This is a genomic window from Ochrovirga pacifica, from assembly GCF_000220525.1.
Classification (GTDB): domain Bacteria; phylum Bacteroidota; class Bacteroidia; order Flavobacteriales; family Flavobacteriaceae; genus Ochrovirga; species Ochrovirga pacifica.
Genome location: NZ_AFPK01000004.1, coordinates 1 through 19,387, shown reverse-complemented (window position 1 = coordinate 19,387; position 19,387 = coordinate 1). Strand labels below are relative to the sequence as shown.

10 protein-coding genes are annotated in these 19,387 nt (G+C 34.6%); 4 read left to right on the top strand and 6 right to left on the bottom strand.

The window, feature by feature from the left end; all coding sequences use genetic code 11:
- Nucleotides 1-33 precede the first annotated feature (33 nt).
- From FS85_RS0100275 to FS85_RS0100255, 5 genes are all read right to left on the bottom strand, one after another.
- Nucleotides 34-1,722 carry a sulfatase-like hydrolase/transferase gene (locus FS85_RS0100275; protein WP_010133925.1) on the bottom strand — a complete coding sequence of 563 codons (1,689 nt, stop codon included), beginning with the start codon at nt 1,720-1,722 and terminating at the stop codon, nt 34-36.
- Between the two features lie 18 nt (nt 1,723-1,740).
- Nucleotides 1,741-3,588, bottom strand: coding sequence for a sulfatase-like hydrolase/transferase (locus FS85_RS0100270; protein WP_029489163.1), 1,848 nt, complete (start codon nt 3,586-3,588; stop codon nt 1,741-1,743).
- 239 nt (nt 3,589-3,827) lie between these two features.
- The gene (locus FS85_RS0100265; RefSeq protein WP_010133923.1) at nt 3,828-5,222 is read right to left on the bottom strand and encodes a glycoside hydrolase family 28 protein; all 1,395 of its coding nucleotides are present in this window, start codon (nt 5,220-5,222) and stop codon (nt 3,828-3,830) included.
- A gap of 236 nt (nt 5,223-5,458) precedes the next feature.
- Nucleotides 5,459-7,738 carry an FAD-dependent oxidoreductase gene (locus FS85_RS0100260; RefSeq protein WP_010133922.1) on the bottom strand — a complete coding sequence of 760 codons (2,280 nt, stop codon included), beginning with the start codon at nt 7,736-7,738 and terminating at the stop codon, nt 5,459-5,461.
- A 27-nt stretch (nt 7,739-7,765) separates the two neighbouring features.
- A complete protein-coding gene (locus FS85_RS0100255) occupies nt 7,766-9,415 on the bottom strand; it encodes a sodium:solute symporter family protein (protein ID WP_010133921.1) in 1,650 nt (549 codons plus the stop codon).
- Nucleotides 9,416-9,572: 157 nt separating this feature from the next.
- On the opposite strand from FS85_RS0100255, the gene FS85_RS0100250 reads away from it, so the two are divergent.
- A complete protein-coding gene (locus FS85_RS0100250; RefSeq protein ID WP_010133920.1) occupies nt 9,573-10,583 on the top strand; it encodes a LacI family DNA-binding transcriptional regulator in 1,011 nt (336 codons plus the stop codon).
- Nucleotides 10,584-10,643: 60 nt separating this feature from the next.
- On the opposite strand, the gene FS85_RS0100245 is transcribed toward FS85_RS0100250, so the two are convergent.
- Nucleotides 10,644-11,510, bottom strand: coding sequence for a T9SS type A sorting domain-containing protein (locus FS85_RS0100245; protein WP_010133918.1), 867 nt, complete (start codon nt 11,508-11,510; stop codon nt 10,644-10,646).
- A gap of 294 nt (nt 11,511-11,804) precedes the next feature.
- On the opposite strand from FS85_RS0100245, the gene FS85_RS0100235 reads away from it, so the two are divergent.
- The 3 genes from FS85_RS0100235 to FS85_RS16820 all read left to right on the top strand — a co-directional run bounded on the left by FS85_RS0100235 (nt 11,805) and on the right by FS85_RS16820 (nt 19,338).
- The gene (locus FS85_RS0100235; RefSeq protein ID WP_010133917.1) at nt 11,805-16,043 is read left to right on the top strand and encodes a two-component regulator propeller domain-containing protein; all 4,239 of its coding nucleotides are present in this window, start codon (nt 11,805-11,807) and stop codon (nt 16,041-16,043) included.
- A gap of 112 nt (nt 16,044-16,155) precedes the next feature.
- Entirely contained in the window at nt 16,156-17,775 is a 1,620-nt protein-coding gene (locus tag FS85_RS0100230) for a DUF5060 domain-containing protein (protein ID WP_010133916.1), read from the top strand.
- 3 nt (nt 17,776-17,778) lie between these two features.
- Complete coding sequence (locus FS85_RS16820) at nt 17,779-19,338, top strand: ThuA domain-containing protein (RefSeq protein WP_010133915.1); 1,560 nt, start codon at nt 17,779-17,781, stop codon at nt 19,336-19,338.
- Nucleotides 19,339-19,387 lie beyond the last annotated feature (49 nt).

Below are 19,387 nucleotides of genomic sequence, written 5' to 3'. Positions count from 1 at the left end.
TTTAGGAACGTTAATGTTTCTTTGAATCCTTATTTATTTTTTCTTATTTTTCTTTTTTGCCTGTTTAGCTCGTTTTTTTGCTTTTAAGGCTTTTAGCTTTGCTTTTTGCTCGGCTTCTTTTTTCTCTATTTGCAATCGATGTTTTTCTAGTAAAGGTCCGTGTCTTTCTTCTTCAAAGGTATTGAACTTAGGCAAAACCTTCTCAAACAACTCTTTGTCTTTTAGTGCAGCTCCAGACAGATTATTAGGTTGCTTCACCTTATCAAACGAAATCAAATCCGATGGTGTTTTGCTTACATCGTACCACTTGTCGTAACCATCTTTCATCAAGTGTTTTCCTCTTATGATCTGCATTCCGTCTTTGTAACCATAAATCCAATCTCTGTGTTCTTTTTGCTTAGTCGTTAAAAACGGCCACAAACTCACCCCATTAATTTCATAATCTTTTGGAATTTCAACCCCGCCTATTTCGGCAATAGTAGGCAATACATCTGCTAAATTTACCAATACATCTTGTTCTCCTTTTTTGGTTAAACCCAATCCTGGTGCATAGACTATAAAAGGCACATGTGTTCCTTTTTGTGCTTCAGCACTATTTTTACCATATCCGCTAGTTCCGTTATCGGCACAAAAAATCACTAAAGTATTTTGGTCTACTTTTAACTCTTTTAGTTTTTGTAAATACAACCACATTTGGTAATCTAAATAGTTGATATGGTTATGAATTCCGGGTTCTGTAACAGTCCCATACGTATTGTATACCCCTTTGTCTCCAGTTACACGAGGCTCGGTTCTATGGTATTTTCCATTTTCCCATTTCACCACAGGAGTACCAGGCCATTTTGTTTTTGTTTCTGGGTGAAAGAAGTCAAAAGCATCGTGTCCTAAGTGAGTGGTATGGTACACAAAGAAAGGTTTCTTCTCTTTGGTTTTTCGCTCCATAAAATCAAAAATAAAATCCAATTCTACGTCGGGTCCATAAGTTGTTAAACCATATTCTTTTTTTGACTTTGCTGTGTTTGGCCACCATTCAAACTGTTTTTTTGACGATGGATGATTCATCAACATCACATGTGGTTGCCAATACCATCCCGATTGAGGAAATGTAAAAACCTCTTCTCCTGTATCATTATTAATGATTTTCTTTTTTCCATCTACTTTTTTTAGTTCCACCCTAAAATCGGTATAAGGATTGTCTCCTCCTCTTGTAGATTCTCCAGGTGTAAACACACCTTCATCAAAGCCATATTTTTCTAAGTTAGGATTACGCATCTGTGATTTTCCAGACCATAGAGTAGCATAACCTGCTTTTTGTGCTACCTGACCTAAGCCTAAAGGAGAACTTTCGTAAAAAGGATAAGTTGCTGGTTTTCCGTTTTCATCAGTATATTTTCCTGTGGTTTTATTCCCCCACCATTTATGTAAATGAGCATACCTCCCTGTCATCATCATAGCTCTACTTGGCGAACAAACCACAGCAGCCCATGCAGTTTTTACATACAAACCTTCTTTGGCTATTTTATCTAGAACTGGGGTGTTGGCTCGGTATTTTAAATCTTGCGTATCTCCTCCTATTGGTGGACTCCATGTATCAGATTGATAAATGGGCATTTCTCGTGCACTGATATCATCAGCTAATACAACTATGATATTTGGTTTTTGTTTTTTCTGTGCTACCAGCAAACTAGTTACTAATAACAAACTTGCTACTATTTTTCTCATCTCTTATTATTTTATTTATTACTTTACTTTTGGTATTAAATTTTTAGGAATTACTGCTTTTTTATCATCTGCACCAAGTGCAAAAGTGGTTCGGTTGTAATCGTTTTTTTGCTGCCAATTAGTTTCAATTCTTCCATCACCAAGAACTATATTCCCTAACTTATTTCTAAGCCAATCTGCCAATTTTATGTATTCTTTATCATTGGCTACATTGTTTCTTTCGCTAGGATCTATGCGTAAATCGTACAAGGCCATTTCTACTTTGGCTCTTGGTGCTTCTAATCCCCATTTGATATTTTTATTAGGAGCAAATTTGTTGCTTGCTTTCTGATTCGTTTCTCGTGTTCTCATAGAAAAAGCAAAATCTTTGGTACGTAAGTAAGCTCTTGGACCTATTACATGATTCAGCTCTGCAATTACATAGTCTCTGTTTTTTTCTTGATTAATTAGCACTTCTGCCAAATTATATCCATCTAAAAAATCAAACTCTTTTGCGTTTACATCTACTCCTCCCGCAGCTAAAATCGTAGGCATGATATCTACATACTCTACAAAACCTTTGTAAACCTTTCCTGCCGGGTATTTTGTGTGATCCGATGAAACCACAATAGCAGAAGTATGGTTAGAAGTTTCCCAAGGTGAAAATTTAGTTTCTATGCCTTGTTCTCCCAATTGCCATCCGTGATCTCCGCATACATAGAATATTACATACTCCTGCTGGTGTTTTTTACTATAGTCTTTAAAAGCTTTTACGGCTTTCCCTATTTGAGCATCTCCATATGCACAAAAAGCATAATAATCTCTAATGGCTTGTTGTTTCTCTTCCGCTGTTAACTCATCAATTTTACCTTTACTGTATAGCTTTTTCAATTGAGGAGGTAACTTTTTCAACTCTTCTTTGCTAAACACTGGCACTTTATATTTTTTCCCTTTGAATTGATCTCTAAACTCTTTGGGAGGCATCACAGGGGTATGTGGAAAATGATAACTTAAACTCGTAAAGAAAGGCTTTGAAGAATCTACCCCTTGCATTTTTTTCCCTACTGGAGATTGATAACTTTTATTTTCATTTTTTAAGTAGTCTAAAAACTCTCGGGTTATATTCCCATCCAAGGTTTTGCCTGCTGGCATGGAATTTTGTCCACCAATAATCAAATCAGAACTACTGCGAGTGTAAGCATAAAGTATATCTAGTTCCTTTTCTACCTCCTCTTTTACTTTTTTCTCATCAGTAGTAATTTTATCTGTTCTAGAAAAAGATTTGTGCACACCATTAGGATAATAAAAATTGACTCTAGAATCTAACTTGGTATATTTGCCATCAACAGTACCCGCTACCGTACTATTGTCCCAATCGGTAGTGTTTTTATTTCTTCTTAACTCATTGGCCATTACCATTTGATCGTAGAAATTAGGAAAACCTCTAATCTTCCCTTTTTTATCTCGATTAAAAATATAGTAGCCTTTTTTACCAAACATACTCGTCTGATAGCCTGAATCTTCCATAACCTCTGGCAAGGTTTTGTTAAAATAATCTACTTGATTGTGAGTTTTTTCAAAACCATAAATACCTGCATGATGTGGATATTTACCAGTTACTATACTTGCTCTAGAAGGTGCACAAGCAGGGGAATTGCAATAAAAATTGGTAAAAACAGCTCCTTCTTTTGCTAAAGCATCTAAATTAGGTGATGATACATACCCTAGGGGACTGTCTTTTTTTCCTGTGGTAATTTGATTGTAATACCCGTTAGAATCTACACGCTGATCGTCTGTTAAAATCCACAAGATATTGGGCTTTTTTTGCTGAGCTAGGATTTGTAAACTCGTACAAATCCAAACCATTATAAGTATTATTTTTTTCATTTGTTTTGGTTTATTTATATTTTGATGGTAAGAATACAATACACAATCAAAGTTTAAACAAGCCCTTAATTAAGTAAGACACATATGTTACCAAGCACAACACATATGATTCACCACACACAAAAAACACTGAAAAACAACACATTAGAACTACTAAACAAATACATAAAAAAAGTCCATACAAAAATGTATGGACTTTAAAACATGTAAGAATATCTTATTTCAAACCAAAAGCTGGCTTATTTAATTACCCAATCTTTTCTTTTAAGTTTTTTTCTATTTAAAAACAAATTTTCTACCTGATGATGACGAACATCGTCTAAAACCAAAGCTGGACGTTCATCTTTATTAACAGTGTTTATGTGTATATTATTTAAATAAAACCCATCCATATGACGAGCATAAATTCCCGAAGCAGGTATTGGAACACCTACTTTTTTAAATTCAGGCCACCAATCACCCAAGGTTTCTAAAGTATATTCTTTCAATACTCGTTGAGCATCATTTTTAGTTCCCCCACCAGCAACAGTCATTTGTACATTATGAAGCTGCACATCTGTTATGTGATGATTGGGCATTCCTGTAATAAAAATAGCTGTGTTTACATCTAATGCTCGATTGTCTGCAATAATTCCATCAAAAATAAAATGATGCATGGCTTTCATAGGAGTCATCTCTTTGGGTGCATCAACCCCAGCTCTTTGCTGACAAAAGGTCATAAAAATAGGACGTGGAACATTGCGCATAACGATATTAGAGAAAGACATGTTCTTCATTTCTCCCCCTTCGTTCATCTGAATTTTTAGTCCTGAGTCTTGTATGTCATGAAACGTACAGTTGCTTACTGTAACACCATCAAAATCTCCACGAGAGGCCAAACCAATACGCATAGCTGCCCATTTGCTTGTAAACACACAGTTGCTGATGGTAATATCTTTACAAGGCTTATCGGGACGAGACGTTTGCAAACAAATAGAATCGTCGCTGGTATCAAAAGAGCAATTGCTAACACGCACATTGGTACAACCGTCAAAATCCAATCCATCTCCATTGTGATTTATTCTACTCTTAATTTTTATGCCATTTATCGCAATTTGATCACAATACAACCAAGCCGAAGTCCATGCAGCAGGATTTTGTAGCGTAACATTATTCAACCGTATATCACTACAATCCATAAAACGTAATAACATGGGACGTCCATTGTCTTTTTTTCGATTAAAATTTTTGACACTACCATTGCCATCAATAACACCATATCCCTCTATTGCAAACGATTTGGCTTTGTGGGCAAAAATAAGACAACGATCCATGTGAGGTTCGTTTTTATACGTGTTTTTATGTGTGTCTGTAGCGTAATCTTTGTAGTGAGGACTTCCTAATAAAACGGCACCATTGGCCACATGTAGCGTCACAAAATCTTTTAAATAGATGGTACCAATTACAACTGTTTTACCAGCAGGAATAAGCACTGTACCTCCGCCATTTTCAGTACATGCATTAATAGCAGCTTGTACTGCTTGGGTATCTTTAGTCAATCCATCCGCTTTGGCTCCAAAATCTAACACATTAAAGGTTTGTGCAAAAATTGAGGTTTGAAAAACAATAAAAAAACAAAGAAAAAGAATTCTCATAGGTTTGTGGTTTTAGGATTTTATGCAATAAAATTAAAACAAAAAATCCCTCTTATAAAACACAAAAAGTGTTGAAAGCCCCCATAATAGAGGCCCTCAAACACTTAACTTATTAACAAACAGCTATTTAACAACAAAACACACTTCGTTTTATTTAAAAACTAAGGGTTTTATAATCATTTGTATTGTCTATAAATTCATTTGTAATATACTTACATGCGTTATTTATAGTAATTCTATTGGCAAACAACCTCAAAAATGGTTGCTGGCGTAGTAGCCGATGGATGTTTTACCTCTATAACAATTCCCTTTGTCGTGACAGGTGTTTTTAATTTCCATTCGTTGATAGTTTGATAATTTCCTATTTGGCTTGCTAAAATTTCTCCTTCTACCGTTTTAATGGTATAGTCTTGCAAACACTGTGGTACAATATCATCATAATGTCCAAACTGTACTGATTCCATAGCATGGTCATAATCTCCGTCTAAAAACAACTTGATGCTAGAGATGGTTTGCTTTTCTGCCCAATCTATTTTTAAAGTTGGATGTGTATCTTTTAAATCTGCTGTCCAAGAATTGGCGGTTCCCCACGGACGTACATATCCATTGACTACGTTACTTGCCTCATACACAGAAACGGCAGGACTGATTTCCATCGCAATGTTTTTCCCTGCGGGACGACGGTAAGGAATCCAGAACTCAAAAGTATCTACACCCAAACCTTCTGGTGGGGTTTGTTTTCCTTTGTTGGATACTGCTTTGTTCACTCCATTAAACAAAGAAACAACTCCAGAGTATAATTCCTCACTCTCTTGTATACTCACCTTTTCGTTCGCCATAAAACACACAAACGCATATTGCTCTTTTTCTAGAGTGTTGTCAAAGGTAAACGTCACCTTTTGCTCTCCTTTGTTGATAGCTATTTTTTTACTTTCTAAAGTATTATCAGGTGTATAGTTTTTCTCTTTTTCAGCCACTCGAAACTGCACTTCCAACTCCGTGGCTTCGGTTGCATTCACGACCACCGTAAAGGTATATTGAGTTTCTTTTACCAAAGGCAACAACATGGCAGCAGAAGTCGCCAAATTTAACCAAGTTTCTCCATAAGCAATTTCTTCCAAATCCAATTGAGAAGAAGCACTAATGTTTGCTTTACTTGCTAAATTACTTGCAGACATAATAGGTACATTCGGAATGCTTTGTCCGTACAAATTCAATTCGTTTTGCAACTCTTTGATGACACCATTTTCTAAAACCTGTGCAGGTGTAATGTTTTTATCCAAACACATATGTGCAGCCATACCAATGGCTTGTGCAGTAAATCCAGTTGTGGCCATTACACGAGTAGTTCCAAACGCAACATGAGATGCACTAATGATACGTCCTGCTAAAAACAAATTGTTCAAATCTTTAGGAATTAAACTACGGTAGGGAATATCGTAAATTCCTTTGGAGTGCCATTGGGTACAACCCGACTTTTCACTATACACACCATCTGCAGGATGTAAATCGATAGCCCATCCACCAAAAGCAATAGCATCGTCAAATCTTTGTTGCCCAATAACATCTTGTTGTTTCATCATGTACAACCCATCAAAACGACGGCTTTCTCGTTTTCCAGGAATGGTTCCTGCCCATTCTAAGGTTAAATCGTCAACGTCTTCAAACTCTCCCGAATTTTTTATATAATCCCATACTCCGTAAACTACTTTCCACAATTCATATTTAATTTCTTCCGTATCGTGAATAGTATCTTTTCTACCTCCGTATTCCAGCCACCAAAATCGACAACCTGTATCATCTTTTTCTATGACTTTATATCGAGGGATAGACTGAATGTCTTTTAAAGCAAAATCAGGAGCAACATATTTTACAGGTTTGGGAGCACGTTTGCTGTAAAAGAAAATAGAATGTCCTAACAATTGTCCGTAAGATTCGTCTGGAGCAAACAGTTCACCAAACTCTTCTTTACTTTCTGCTCCAATTCTAAAACTTGCACCTGCCTGAAAAGCCACAATCCCATCCCCCGATGCATCACAAAATAAAGGGGCAGAAATATGGTAATGTGTTGAGTTTTGAGCATTGAAAGCTTTTACTGCTTTGATATTTTTTGCATCTTTTTTTTCAACTTCGTAAACTGCTGTGTTAAGCATTAAAGTAATGTTCTTTTCGTTCATTACTTTTTCTAACATTACGGTGTCAAAAATAACTGGATTTCCTTCTTTGTTTCTATATAAGTTCTCTACAAAAATTTCGTTTACTACTCCACCTTCACGAGACCAACGGTTATTATTACCCATATGAGAGGTAGCCCCTAGAGCCCATAAACGAACCTCGGAAGATGCATTTCCTCCAAGCACTGGTCGATCTTGTACCAAAATAGTTTTGGTTCCTTTTCTGGCTGCAGTAATCGCTGCACAAACACCGGCCAAACCACCACCTATTACAACAAAATCAGCGTTGAGTTCTAGCGATTTATTTTTTCTTATATCTTGGTTAAAATCTTGTACAATCATGATTTACAATTTGGTTCTGTCTATTTTTTATTTGTCTTTATTTTTGTTGATGATAACGGCACCTACCAACAGTACTAGAGCTCCCATACAACCTACTAATAGTGCACCATTATTGGCTATAAAAGATAAAATGACAATCAGCAATCCCGTAGCTCCTACTCCAATACCTATCACTCTTCCTCCTCTTTTGTTTCCTGAACTTGGTTCTTCATCATCAAAACCAGTTTTTAAGGCTAATTTTTTTTCGTAAGCGATGTATTGTGGATTTTCTTGTTGAGCTGCATTGGCATACAATTCATAAATAGTTAGTAACACAATAGGAATTATCATACCTACTCCCATTTCTGTGGCTGTGCTTAATTTGACATCAATTAAGCTAGGAGCTAAAAATTTAAAAAAGGCATTAATAGCTAATGAGGTTAAGGTGATTGATAACACACTTTTACCTGTTTGAGATTTTGAAAACAAAGCCCATAGCGGTGGCAAAAACATAGCTCCTCCCGTTAGTGCTGCCAAACTCATCACTACTTCTACGATTCCCCCAAAATAGGGAACTAGTAAGGCAATGATAATCGTTAAAATTCCCAAACCAATAGTAGCTGTTTTACCTACACGCACCAATTGTTTGTCGCTTGCTTCAGGTTTGATAGCTTTAAACAAGTCATTGGCCATCACCCCAGCCGAAATATTCAAGGTTGTGTTCACCGAACTAGAAGTAGCAAACACCATTCCTCCCAACATCAATCCTAACATTCCAACAGGTAGTACCTCTTTACACATCAGCAAATAAGCTCCTTCGTCTGCCAAACCGGACAACTCTGGATTTAATACTCTATAAATCATTGGAGGCAACATCCAAATCAATGGGCTTATGGTGTACAAACCACCAAACAACCATCCTACTTTTTTAGCCTCTTTTGGGCTAGCGACACTGGTATAACGTTGTACGTATGCCCAATTTCCTGCTATAAAAAATAGGTTATACAAACCAAAAGCGACTAGAAACCCAGATGTGTATTCTTCATTTACGAAATTGAAAAAGTTATCTGGAGCTTGGGTAATAAAGTTGTCAATTCCTCCTATTTTATTAAAAGAAAGTGGTACTACTATAAGTACAGCAGCAGTTAACACTACAAACTGTAAAACATCGGTAACAATTACTGCCCATAAACCTCCAACAGTAGTATAAATAAGGATTAGAATTCCCAAAAACACAATACTCGCCGTGATTGGAATACCTGTAGAAACCTCAACAATTTTAGCAACAGGATACAAAAAAGCTCCTGTTGTAAAAATAGAAATCCCTAAAAATAAGTAGGTATAGATTTTTTGAGTTTTTACCCCCAAACGATCGGTTATAAATTCTGCGGCTGTTAAAGCTTTGGTTTTTTGCCATTTTGGAGCAATAAAAAAACCAATAATAATTCCGGCAATACACATGGTCCACTGAATAGCAATTGCGACCCATCCGCTCTTATAAGCTATAGACCCCCACACAACAAAAGTTCCGGCTGAGAAAAAACTCATAAATAACGACAATCCACTCATCCACCAAGGCAAAGCACCTCCTGCAGCAAAATAGGATTTCATGTTTTTACCCGATTTGGAAAAACTCATTCCACAGATAAAAACCAACAATGTAAAAATTAAAATAACCGAAATATCTATACTTCCCATGACTTATTGTAACAATTTAGAGCAAATTAAACATTCCAAGTCATACAGCCTCTCTTCAAAAAAAAAAGCAGGCTCGATAACGTTTCCGAAACACAAATATTTATCGGAAAGGTTTTCGGAAGTTGTCGGAAACTTTTTTTTATTGTAATATTATCCAATGAAACACATCACTATAAAAGATTTAGCCAAAGAATTAGGCGTTTCCATTTCTACCGTTTCTAGAGCTTTTAACAACAAATACGACATAAAACCAGAAACTCGTGATTTGATTTTAAAAAAAGCTGAGGAATTAGGATATAGACCTAACCCAATTGCCAGAAAACTGATTCAGCAACGCTCCTACAATATAGGTGTGGTGGTGCCAGAATTTGAAAACAGCTTTTTTCCGAAGGTCCTAATGGGGGTTCAAGAAGTAATGCATGATAAAGGCTATCAAGTACTAGTGATGCAATCGAACTACTCTTGGGAAATGGAGAAAAAAAATGTAGAGACTTTGGTCGATAATATGGTGGATGGACTGATTGTTTCACTAACTTCAGAAAATCAAAACATTGATTATTACAAAAAGTTATTAACGCAAAATATTCCCATTGTATTTTTTAATAGAACAGTAGAAGACATTGCCGCTTCTAAAGTTTTGTTTGACGATTTTAAATGGGCATTGTTTGCCACAGAACACTTAATTTTACAAGGTTATCAACATATTGTTCATTTATCTGGTGCTCCTCACCTAACACTTTCTAAAAATAGACTTAAAGGTTTTAAGCAAGCACACACCAAACATAGGTTGGAACCAGGTAAAGTGATTCAATGCGGTTTTAGAACTGAAGATGGAGAACGTGTTGCTAAAGAATTGATTGAAAAAGGTGAAATTCCTAGGGCCATTTTTGCTGCTAATGATTCTTCTGCCATTGGTGCTATGAATGTGTTTAAACAACACGGGTACAAAATACCACAAGACATTGCTATTGTTGGGTTTACAGAATCTAATCTAGCCAAACATATTTACCCTACACTAACTTCTGTAGAACAGCCTACCCAAGATATAGGCCAAACAGCTGCTACTTTGTTGCTAGAGCAAATAGCAAATAAAGGTGTTTTTGTACCACAAACTATTGTTTTAAATGGTCGTTTAAATGTAAGAGAATCTTCTATGAATCCTCAATAAAAAAAGAGTTAACATCTAGCTTGTTAACCCTTCTTTTTCTTAAAAATTTGTAAAAGTAACTTATTTTACAAACTTTAAACTTCCTTTTGCGGTTGCAAACATGTAAACTCCACTTTTTAAATCGCTTACAGAAACTTCTCTAGTTACATTTCCTTCTTTTACTTTTTGCCCCAATACATTAAAAATTACAAAATCACCTTGAAAATTTTGACCAACCATAACAGCTTGTTTGGTTGTATTGTAGTAAGCTCCATCTAACTTGCTTTTTGTTATTTTTACAGCACTTAAAGTAGGTCCTTCTACAACAATAGTTGGAGGAACCGCTCCCGCATCACTAGATACTTTAAATAGCGAACGTTGGTTTGAAGAGTTGTCTACCGTAACTTCAATTTCTATCAAAACTTCGGTATCGCCTGCATTGGCTCTTTCTTGCAGATACGATAAAATATCTAAAGTTTGTACTCCTAACGCATCAGTAATGGAAGCATCGGCTGCTACCGTAAAAATATTGCCCAATGTTGTTTTGGTAAACCCAGAAAAGTCGTAAGAGTATTTTGGAACTCCTGATGATGGCAAACCTGCTCCATGATAAGCATTGGCCAAAATTGTAATTCCCTCACTACCTGCCGTTGCCGATGAAGAACTAGAAAAATTTACTTTTAACGCTCCCGCAGTTAATGTTTGTCCATTAATAGCTGTAAGATTAAAATGCATGTACACCTTACGAGCGTAACTTGGTGTTAGACTGTAATATTCCTCGATGTCTACTTTTAAGTTTAGCTCTGCAGAACTTTGCTGATTATCAGAAAACTGAACAGTATTATTAACTCCACCAGAGGTAACTGGCAATGTAGTTTGTGCCAACATCCCAAGATGACACATAAATAAAGCTAATACGCTTCTTTTTAAAATGTAATTGATCCTCATAATTATTTAAATTTTAGAGTTAAATTACTTTGATTTAAAGAATAGCTAGCTGTTAAAAAAACGGAAACGTTATCGGTATCGTTTTTATTTTTTGAAAACGTTCTCGAAAATGAAATTTTTACCACAATTAGAGCCATAATTTACAAAGAGTATCTTGCAATATTTCTATTTTTGTAAGCACAAAAAACAAAAAAACAATGATATTGCTAACAAAAATGCAATAAGACAAAATAAATACTAAAGAAATTAAACTTTATTCTCTATTTTTCATCTTACTTGTCGTTAACCATTACAATGACCAAAGCAACCTGTAGATTTATGCAACAGTCTTACTTATCAAACTTAATTTTTAAAGTTCTTTTTTTTCTATCTATCAATACGTTTTCTCAAGAGCGTTTTACCTTTTCTCATATATCCGTAAATGACGGGCTGTCTCAAAGCGATGTAAATGCTATTTATCAAAGTAAAGATGGATACATGTGGTTTGGAACCCATGATGGATTGAATAAATTTGACGGTTATCAGTTTAAACACTACAAACCATCTGAAGACAAAAACAGTCTTAACAGTAATTTAATTTTTAGAATTACAGGTGATGAAAACAGCAATCTTTGGATAGGAACTACAGGAAACGGACTTAATTTTTTGAATACTGCCAACGAAAAAGTTACACATTACACACACAATCCACTAGACAGCACCTCTATTAGAAACAATTATATTGGTGCTTTGTTACTTGATCGCGATCATCAACTATGGATTGGGACCAATGATGGCTTGGATTTAGTAGATTTAAAAGCCTCCCAAAAAAAGTTGGTATTTCAACACTTAGATTTTCCTATTCCGCTGAACAATAAAAAAGTAAACGTAATCTATCAAAGTAAAAAAGGAGATTTATTATTAGGAACCAACAAGTATTTGTTTCAAATTATAAAAAAAGGAACGAATTACGTTTTAAAACCCATTAATAAAGAATATGGAATTCCAAATGGTGCTGTAAAAGTAATTACAGAAGATCTAAATAACCGTATGATTATTTCATCAGCTAAAGGTTTGTATGTAGAGAATATTGTTCCTAAGATTAAGAAGAAATTTATCCGTTTTCATGCCAATATGTCTACTTCTGGCATTGCTATCGACAATCAAAATAATATATGGGTTGGAACTAGCCGAGGTTTGATTCATTTTGAAAACAACATCCCAAAGCCCGTAAAAATTAATGTTTACAAAGACAACCCTGACGATCCTAATAGTATTAATAAAAATATTATTTCGTCTATTTACAAAGACAGTACAGGTATTATGTGGGTTGGAACCAATGGTGGTGGAATTAATATTTTAGATCCAATTAAAAAACCTTTTTTACACATTAAAAGTAGTTCTAATCCAAAGAGCTTAAGCTACAACAAAATTAGAGCTATTTTTAGTGATAGTAATGAAACATTATGGATTGGAACCGAAGGAGGAACCCTAAATAAAGAGATTAAAACCAAAAACAAGTACAAAAAATTTTTGCATTTGTTTAACAATACCAAAACGTTTGCTATTGCCGAAATACAAGCAAAAAACAAGAAATTTCTTCTGTTCGGAAACGAAGGAGGCATTTCCTTATCGTACATAGACATTACTGACAATAACAAAAAAGACTACGTTAAGAAAAGCATTCCATTACCTGTAAGAAGCAGTGTTTTTAGTCTTTTGGTAGACCATAAAAATCAAGTATGGGTAGGTACCTACAGCGGTGGAGTTTTTATGATTGCATTAAACGAAAAGCAAGAATTTGTAGTAAAAAAACATTTTAAACATCAGCCTGATAACCCTAACAGTATTGGAGGAACTATTATTAGAAACATTTACGAAGATTCTAAGAAAAATTTATGGTTTGCAACTGGTACAGGATTAAGCAAACTAAATTACCAACAAATAGCACAATCATCTCCTAAATTCATCAATTACAAACATCAAGAAAACAACCCTAAGAGCCTAAGCCTAGATTATATATTGTCTATTCACGAAAGTAAAAAAGGAGAATTATGGATTGGTACTTTTGGAGGCGGACTAAACAAAATGATTACACCCATTGATGAAAACGAAGCTCAATTTAAAACCTATACCAAAAAAGAAGGTTTGCCTAATAATGTAATTAAGGGAATATTAGAAGACAACAAAGGAAATTTATGGATCTCTACCAACAACGGAATCTCTAAATTTAACCCTGAAAAAGAAATCTTTAAAAACTATAATATATACGATGGTTTGCAAAGCAATGAGTTTCAGGAACTGGCTTGCTTTAAGAGAAAAGATGGAGAAATGATTTTTGGAGGAATTAATGGTTTTAGTGCCTTTTATCCCAACAAAATAAAAGACAATCCCTATGCTCCTAAAACAGCTATCACTAAAATTTCTTTATTTAATAACGAGCTTAAACCTGGTGAAAAAGTTGAAGAAAGAGTTATCTTAAAACAAAGTATTGACAAAACTAAAAAGTTAACTTTTACTTATGACCAAAACAGTATTTCGTTTGAATTTGCTGCCCTTCAATATTCTTCTCCTTTAAAAAACCAATATGCATACAAATTAACTGGTTTTGAAAATAGATGGAATTACACCCAGTCTAACAAACGCTTTGCTACCTATACAAACTTGTCTCCAGGTACCTATGTGTTTCATGTAAAATCTTCTAATGGAGATGGTGTATGGAACAATGATGCCAAAAAAATTGTGATAGAAATCACTCCGCCTTTCTGGAAAACCATGTGGGCCTACATTATATATGCATTGCTAATTGTATTGTCTTTATTAGGTTTTTGGAAGTTTACATTAATCCGATCTCATAAAAAACACACTTTAGAACTTCAAAAAATTGAGCAAAACAAATACCAAGAATTGCAACAAATGAAAATGGAATTCTTCACCAATATTTCTCACGAATTTAGAACTCCTCTTACCTTAATTAAAGGGCCGCTAGAGTACTTGCAAAAGAAAGGTGAAAGCCTTGATTTTAATGCGGTAAAAAATCAATATACTTTGATGGAAAAAAACACAGAGTATTTGCTAAGGTTGGTAAAGCAATTATTAGATTTTCAAAAGTTAGACAAAGGGAAAATGGATTTGGTTGTTTACGAAAAAAACATTGCCAAATTTGTAAAAGAAGTTGCTGAGCCGTTTAAATTTATTGGCGAGAAGAAAAAAATAAATTACACCGTTCGTTCAGAGTCTGATTCAATTTACAGTTACTTTAGCCCCGATGCCTTAGAAAAAGTAATGAACAACTTACTCTCTAACGCGTTTAAATTTTGCCCCGATGGAGGAATTGTAGATGTTTACGTGTACGTAAAAAAAACTTATCATTCCGACAGGTTAACCAAAGGAGCGGTTTACAACAGAGTGGTAATTGAAGTAAAAGACTCTGGCTCTGGAATTTCTGAAGCTAAAAAACAACGAATCTTTAATCGTTTTTATAGCAACTCTGCAAAAGAACTGGCAAACCCTACGGGTACCGGGATTGGATTAAGCTACACCAAAAGTCTTATAGACTTACACCAAGGAAGCATTGCCGTAGTAGATAACGAGTACGGAGGTACTACCTTTGCTGTAAACCTACCACAAGAAAAACAAGCCTATATAGACAAACCTAATATCAACTTTGGAAACCAAGAAGATGGAGTTAGTGGTACATCTGCATATGTTGCATCTGCACATCAAGTAGCTGTAAAAGATGAGGAAGAGGACAAAGAACAAATCATAAAAAAAAGACCAGAACTACCTATGGTTCTTGTCGTTGATGACAATTCTGATATCCGACAATTTATCCGACAATCTTTGCAAGAAAATTACAACATTTTGGAAGCCGAAGATGGTAAAAAAGGTTTTGAAATTGCACAAAAACAAATCCCAAATATCATTATTAGTGATTATGTAATGCCCGAAATGGACGGGGTTGAGTTTTGCATAAAATGTAAAGAAACTTCAGAAACCAGTCACATCCCTTTTATTTTGCTAACCGCTAAAACCTCTCAAGAAAACGAACAAAAAGGGTTAGAGAGCGGTGCTGATGATTACATTACCAAACCTTTTAACTTAGAAGCACTACAGTTAAAAATAAAAAATATCATTAGCAAACGTAGTCATTTAAGAAAACGTTTTAATCAAGAAATAATTCTAAAACCCGAAGAAGTAACTGTTACCTCTGCTGATGAAATCTTTTTACAAAAAGCTATGGATGTGGTAGAAAAAAATATGATGAATACGGAATTTAGTGTAGAAATGTTGGTAAAAGAGATGAATGTAAGTCGAAGTAATTTATACTTAAAACTAAAAGAAATCACAGGATTGTCGTCAAGTGAATTTATCCGAAGCATCCGTCTTAAAAGAGCTGTACAACTTTTAGAAACTAGCGATTTATCTGTAAAAGAAATTATGTATATGACTGGATTTAACAGTCCTTCTTATTTTGCTAAGTGTTTTAAAAAACAATTTGAAATGACCCCGAGTGAATACATCAGCAAAAACAATATTGACATTAAAAAATAAAAAGTCTTATTTTTTTGACACACATCATCAAAAAACATGTAATTATTCCTAAATAATTGCATGTTTTTTTTCATTAAAATAAATAACTTTACAAAAAAACACATAGTTTAATATGAAAACTAACCGAATTTATTTATGGTTTGTAATGTGCCTTACATTACAGCTTAGTTCTGCACAAATTACAAGTGTAAAACACAAAAACAACAAATCTTACAACATTCCTAAATGGGAGGTAATTGATGTGGTGATTGAAACAAAAACTCGATTAAAAAATCCTTTTGTAGCAGATTTTGGGGCTACTTTTCTGCACGAAAATGGAACCATTCAAAAAGTACCTGGCTTTTACAACGGCAACAACCAGTGGGTATTACGATTTTCTAACTCTCTTCAAGGTACGTGGAAATTTACCACCTATGGAGAGGATAAAAAATTACGAAACAAAAAAGGAACCATTATCGTAAATCCTCCTAAAAAAGGAAAGCACGGGGCAGTAACTATTAAAAAAAATGATAAAAAATTTAGCTACGAGGATGGCAGTCCCTATTTTTTATTAGCCTTTGAATGTGATTGGTTGTACGCTTTAGATTATCATAACAACAAGTCCATTCCTAAAACCGAACATTTGCTAAATTTAATTCAGGAAAACGGATTTAACCAAGTGGTAATGAACGTATTTTCTTACGATGTGCGATGGAAAAAAGACAAAGAACTAGCCAAACATCCAGAACATGAATTTGGTGCTCCAAAAGATATTTTTCCATTTTTAGGAAACAATGAAAATCCTGATTTCTCCTCGTTAAATGTTGATTTTTTTAAAAAATTTGACAGAACCATCAGCTTAATGAACGACAAAGAAATTGTTTCGCATTTAATGATTTATGTGTGGAACAAATTAGTGGCTTGGCCAGAAATGTATTCTGAAGCAGATAATATGTATTTTGATTATGTAATTAAACGTTATCAGGCTTTTCCGAACATGTTATGGGATATTTCCAAAGAAGCTTTGTATTACGGAAGAGCCGATGCTAAATACATTAAAGAAAGAATTGAACGCGTAAGAAAATTAGATAGTTATAACCGCTTATTAACCGTACATGACTATGGTTTTTGTAATAAAAATCCAGAAACAGTAGATTTTATTTCTAGTCAAGACTGGTCGCATAACATTTATAATAAAATGCTAGATGCTCATCAAAAATTTACAAACAAACCTGTTTTTAATATTGAACACGGTGGTTACGAAAAATCTCCCTATGTAGTATTTACAGGAAATTATGACAATGCCGAGTCTTGTTTACGAAGAAATTACATGTGTTTGTTTGCTGGTGTATATACAACCTACTACTGGCAAGGAACTTCATGGAACGCTATGATTTATAACCCTTTTGAACAACCCAAAGGTGTTTACAAACCCAAGTTTGAATATTTTAAACATATGAATCAGCTATTTCGAAACATAGATTTTAGTCAACTAGAGCCAATGCCCCACAGAAACGCAGGAACTTACAACCTATCAACCAAAGATTTAAGCACAGTATTGTTATATATTCCTAAAGAATGTCACAGCATGCGTTCTTGGATTTTTAGAAAAGACGTAAAACAAAGAACATTTGAATGGTTTAATACACTTACTGGAGAAACACAAACTTACAACGGCCCTGTAGAGGGACAATACTACAACCCTTGGCAAGGAACCGCAGATGCTATTCTAATATCTAAACTTAAAAAATAATTCATGAAATTTTTAAAAAATCTAGGACTCCTTATATTTTACATTAGCATTGTTGGCTGCTCTAGCAAACACCCTATACAAACTGTTCAAAAAAACATACATCGCAATGTTTTGGTATTTAGCAAAACAGCAGGTTTTAGACATACTTCTATTCCCAAAGGAATTGAAATGTTTAAAGAGCTGGCAACAAAAAATCAATGGCAAATAACCTTTAGTGAAGATGCTAATTTGTTTACCTACGAAGAGCTTAAAAAATATCAAACGGTAGTCTTTTTAAATACAACTGGAGATATTTTAAACAAACAACAAGAAAAAGCGTTTGAAAAATATATGAATAACGGAGGTGGTTTTACAGGAATACATGCTGCTACTGATACGGAGTTTAACTGGCCTTTTTATGAACAAATGGTGGGAGCACAATTCAAATCTCATCCGCCAAGACTAAAGGCAAGATTGGTAAAAAACAAAGATTGTAAACATCCTGCAACCGATCATTTACCCGATAGTTTTTACAAGTTTGACGAATGGTACAACTTTAGAAAACCTGTAGCAAAACACGCCAATGTTTTATTGTATTTAGACGAAACCAGCTACGAAGGAAAAAAAATGGGCACAGAACATCCCATTGCATGGTATCACACTTACGAAGGAGGACGAGTTTTTTATACAGGAATGGGACATACCGAACAAATTTATGATGATCCAGATTTTGTTACTCACGTAGAAAAAGGGATTCAATGGACTTTGGGGAATATTCATGAAGAAATTCCAAAGGAGGGAATTAGTATGCTTGATGAAAATTTATCAAAATGGGATATTTGGATGGGAGTACCCCACACTACGGTTAAAAATTTAGAGCCCCCTAAATTTGATAATGTAATGAAAGGAGGAATTCCATTGGGTTTGCATAACGATCCAAAAAAAGTGTATTCTGTTATGAAAGAAAATGACGAACTGGTACTAAAAATTACAGGAGAAATTTACGGAGGTTTGACTTCTAAAAATGAGTTTGGCGATTATCATTTTTCTGCTCAGTTTAAATGGGGAACAAAAAAATGGGAACCAAGATTAAAAACCAAGAGAGACAGCGGAATTATTTATCATGCCAAAGGTCCACACGGAGCATTTTGGGATACTTGGATGTCTTGTTTAGAATATCAAGTACAAGAAAGCGATTGTGGAGATTTTTTCCCTTTAGGTAGGTTGCGAGGAGATGCTCCTTTTAGAAAAGAAACTAATACCCAAGGAAAAACTTATAAAATATACGACCCTAGTCAAAAACCTGCTCCTACTGCAGGACATGTAGCTAAATCAAAATTGTACGAAAAACCTAACGGGCAATGGAACACTATAGAAGTATATTGTTTGGGGAACGAGAGCATTCACTTAGTAAACGGTTATGTGGTAAATAGAGTGATGAATGCAAGACAAATAATAGACGGAAAAGAGGTAGCTGTTACTAGAGGTAAAATTCAAATACAATCCGAAGCTGCGGAGGTGTATTACAAAAACATTCAAATCAATCCAATTACTCAATTTCCCAAAAAGTACAGAAATCAATAATCATACTTTATTAGCAAATACAAAAAAAGCATCTGAAATAAATCCAGAT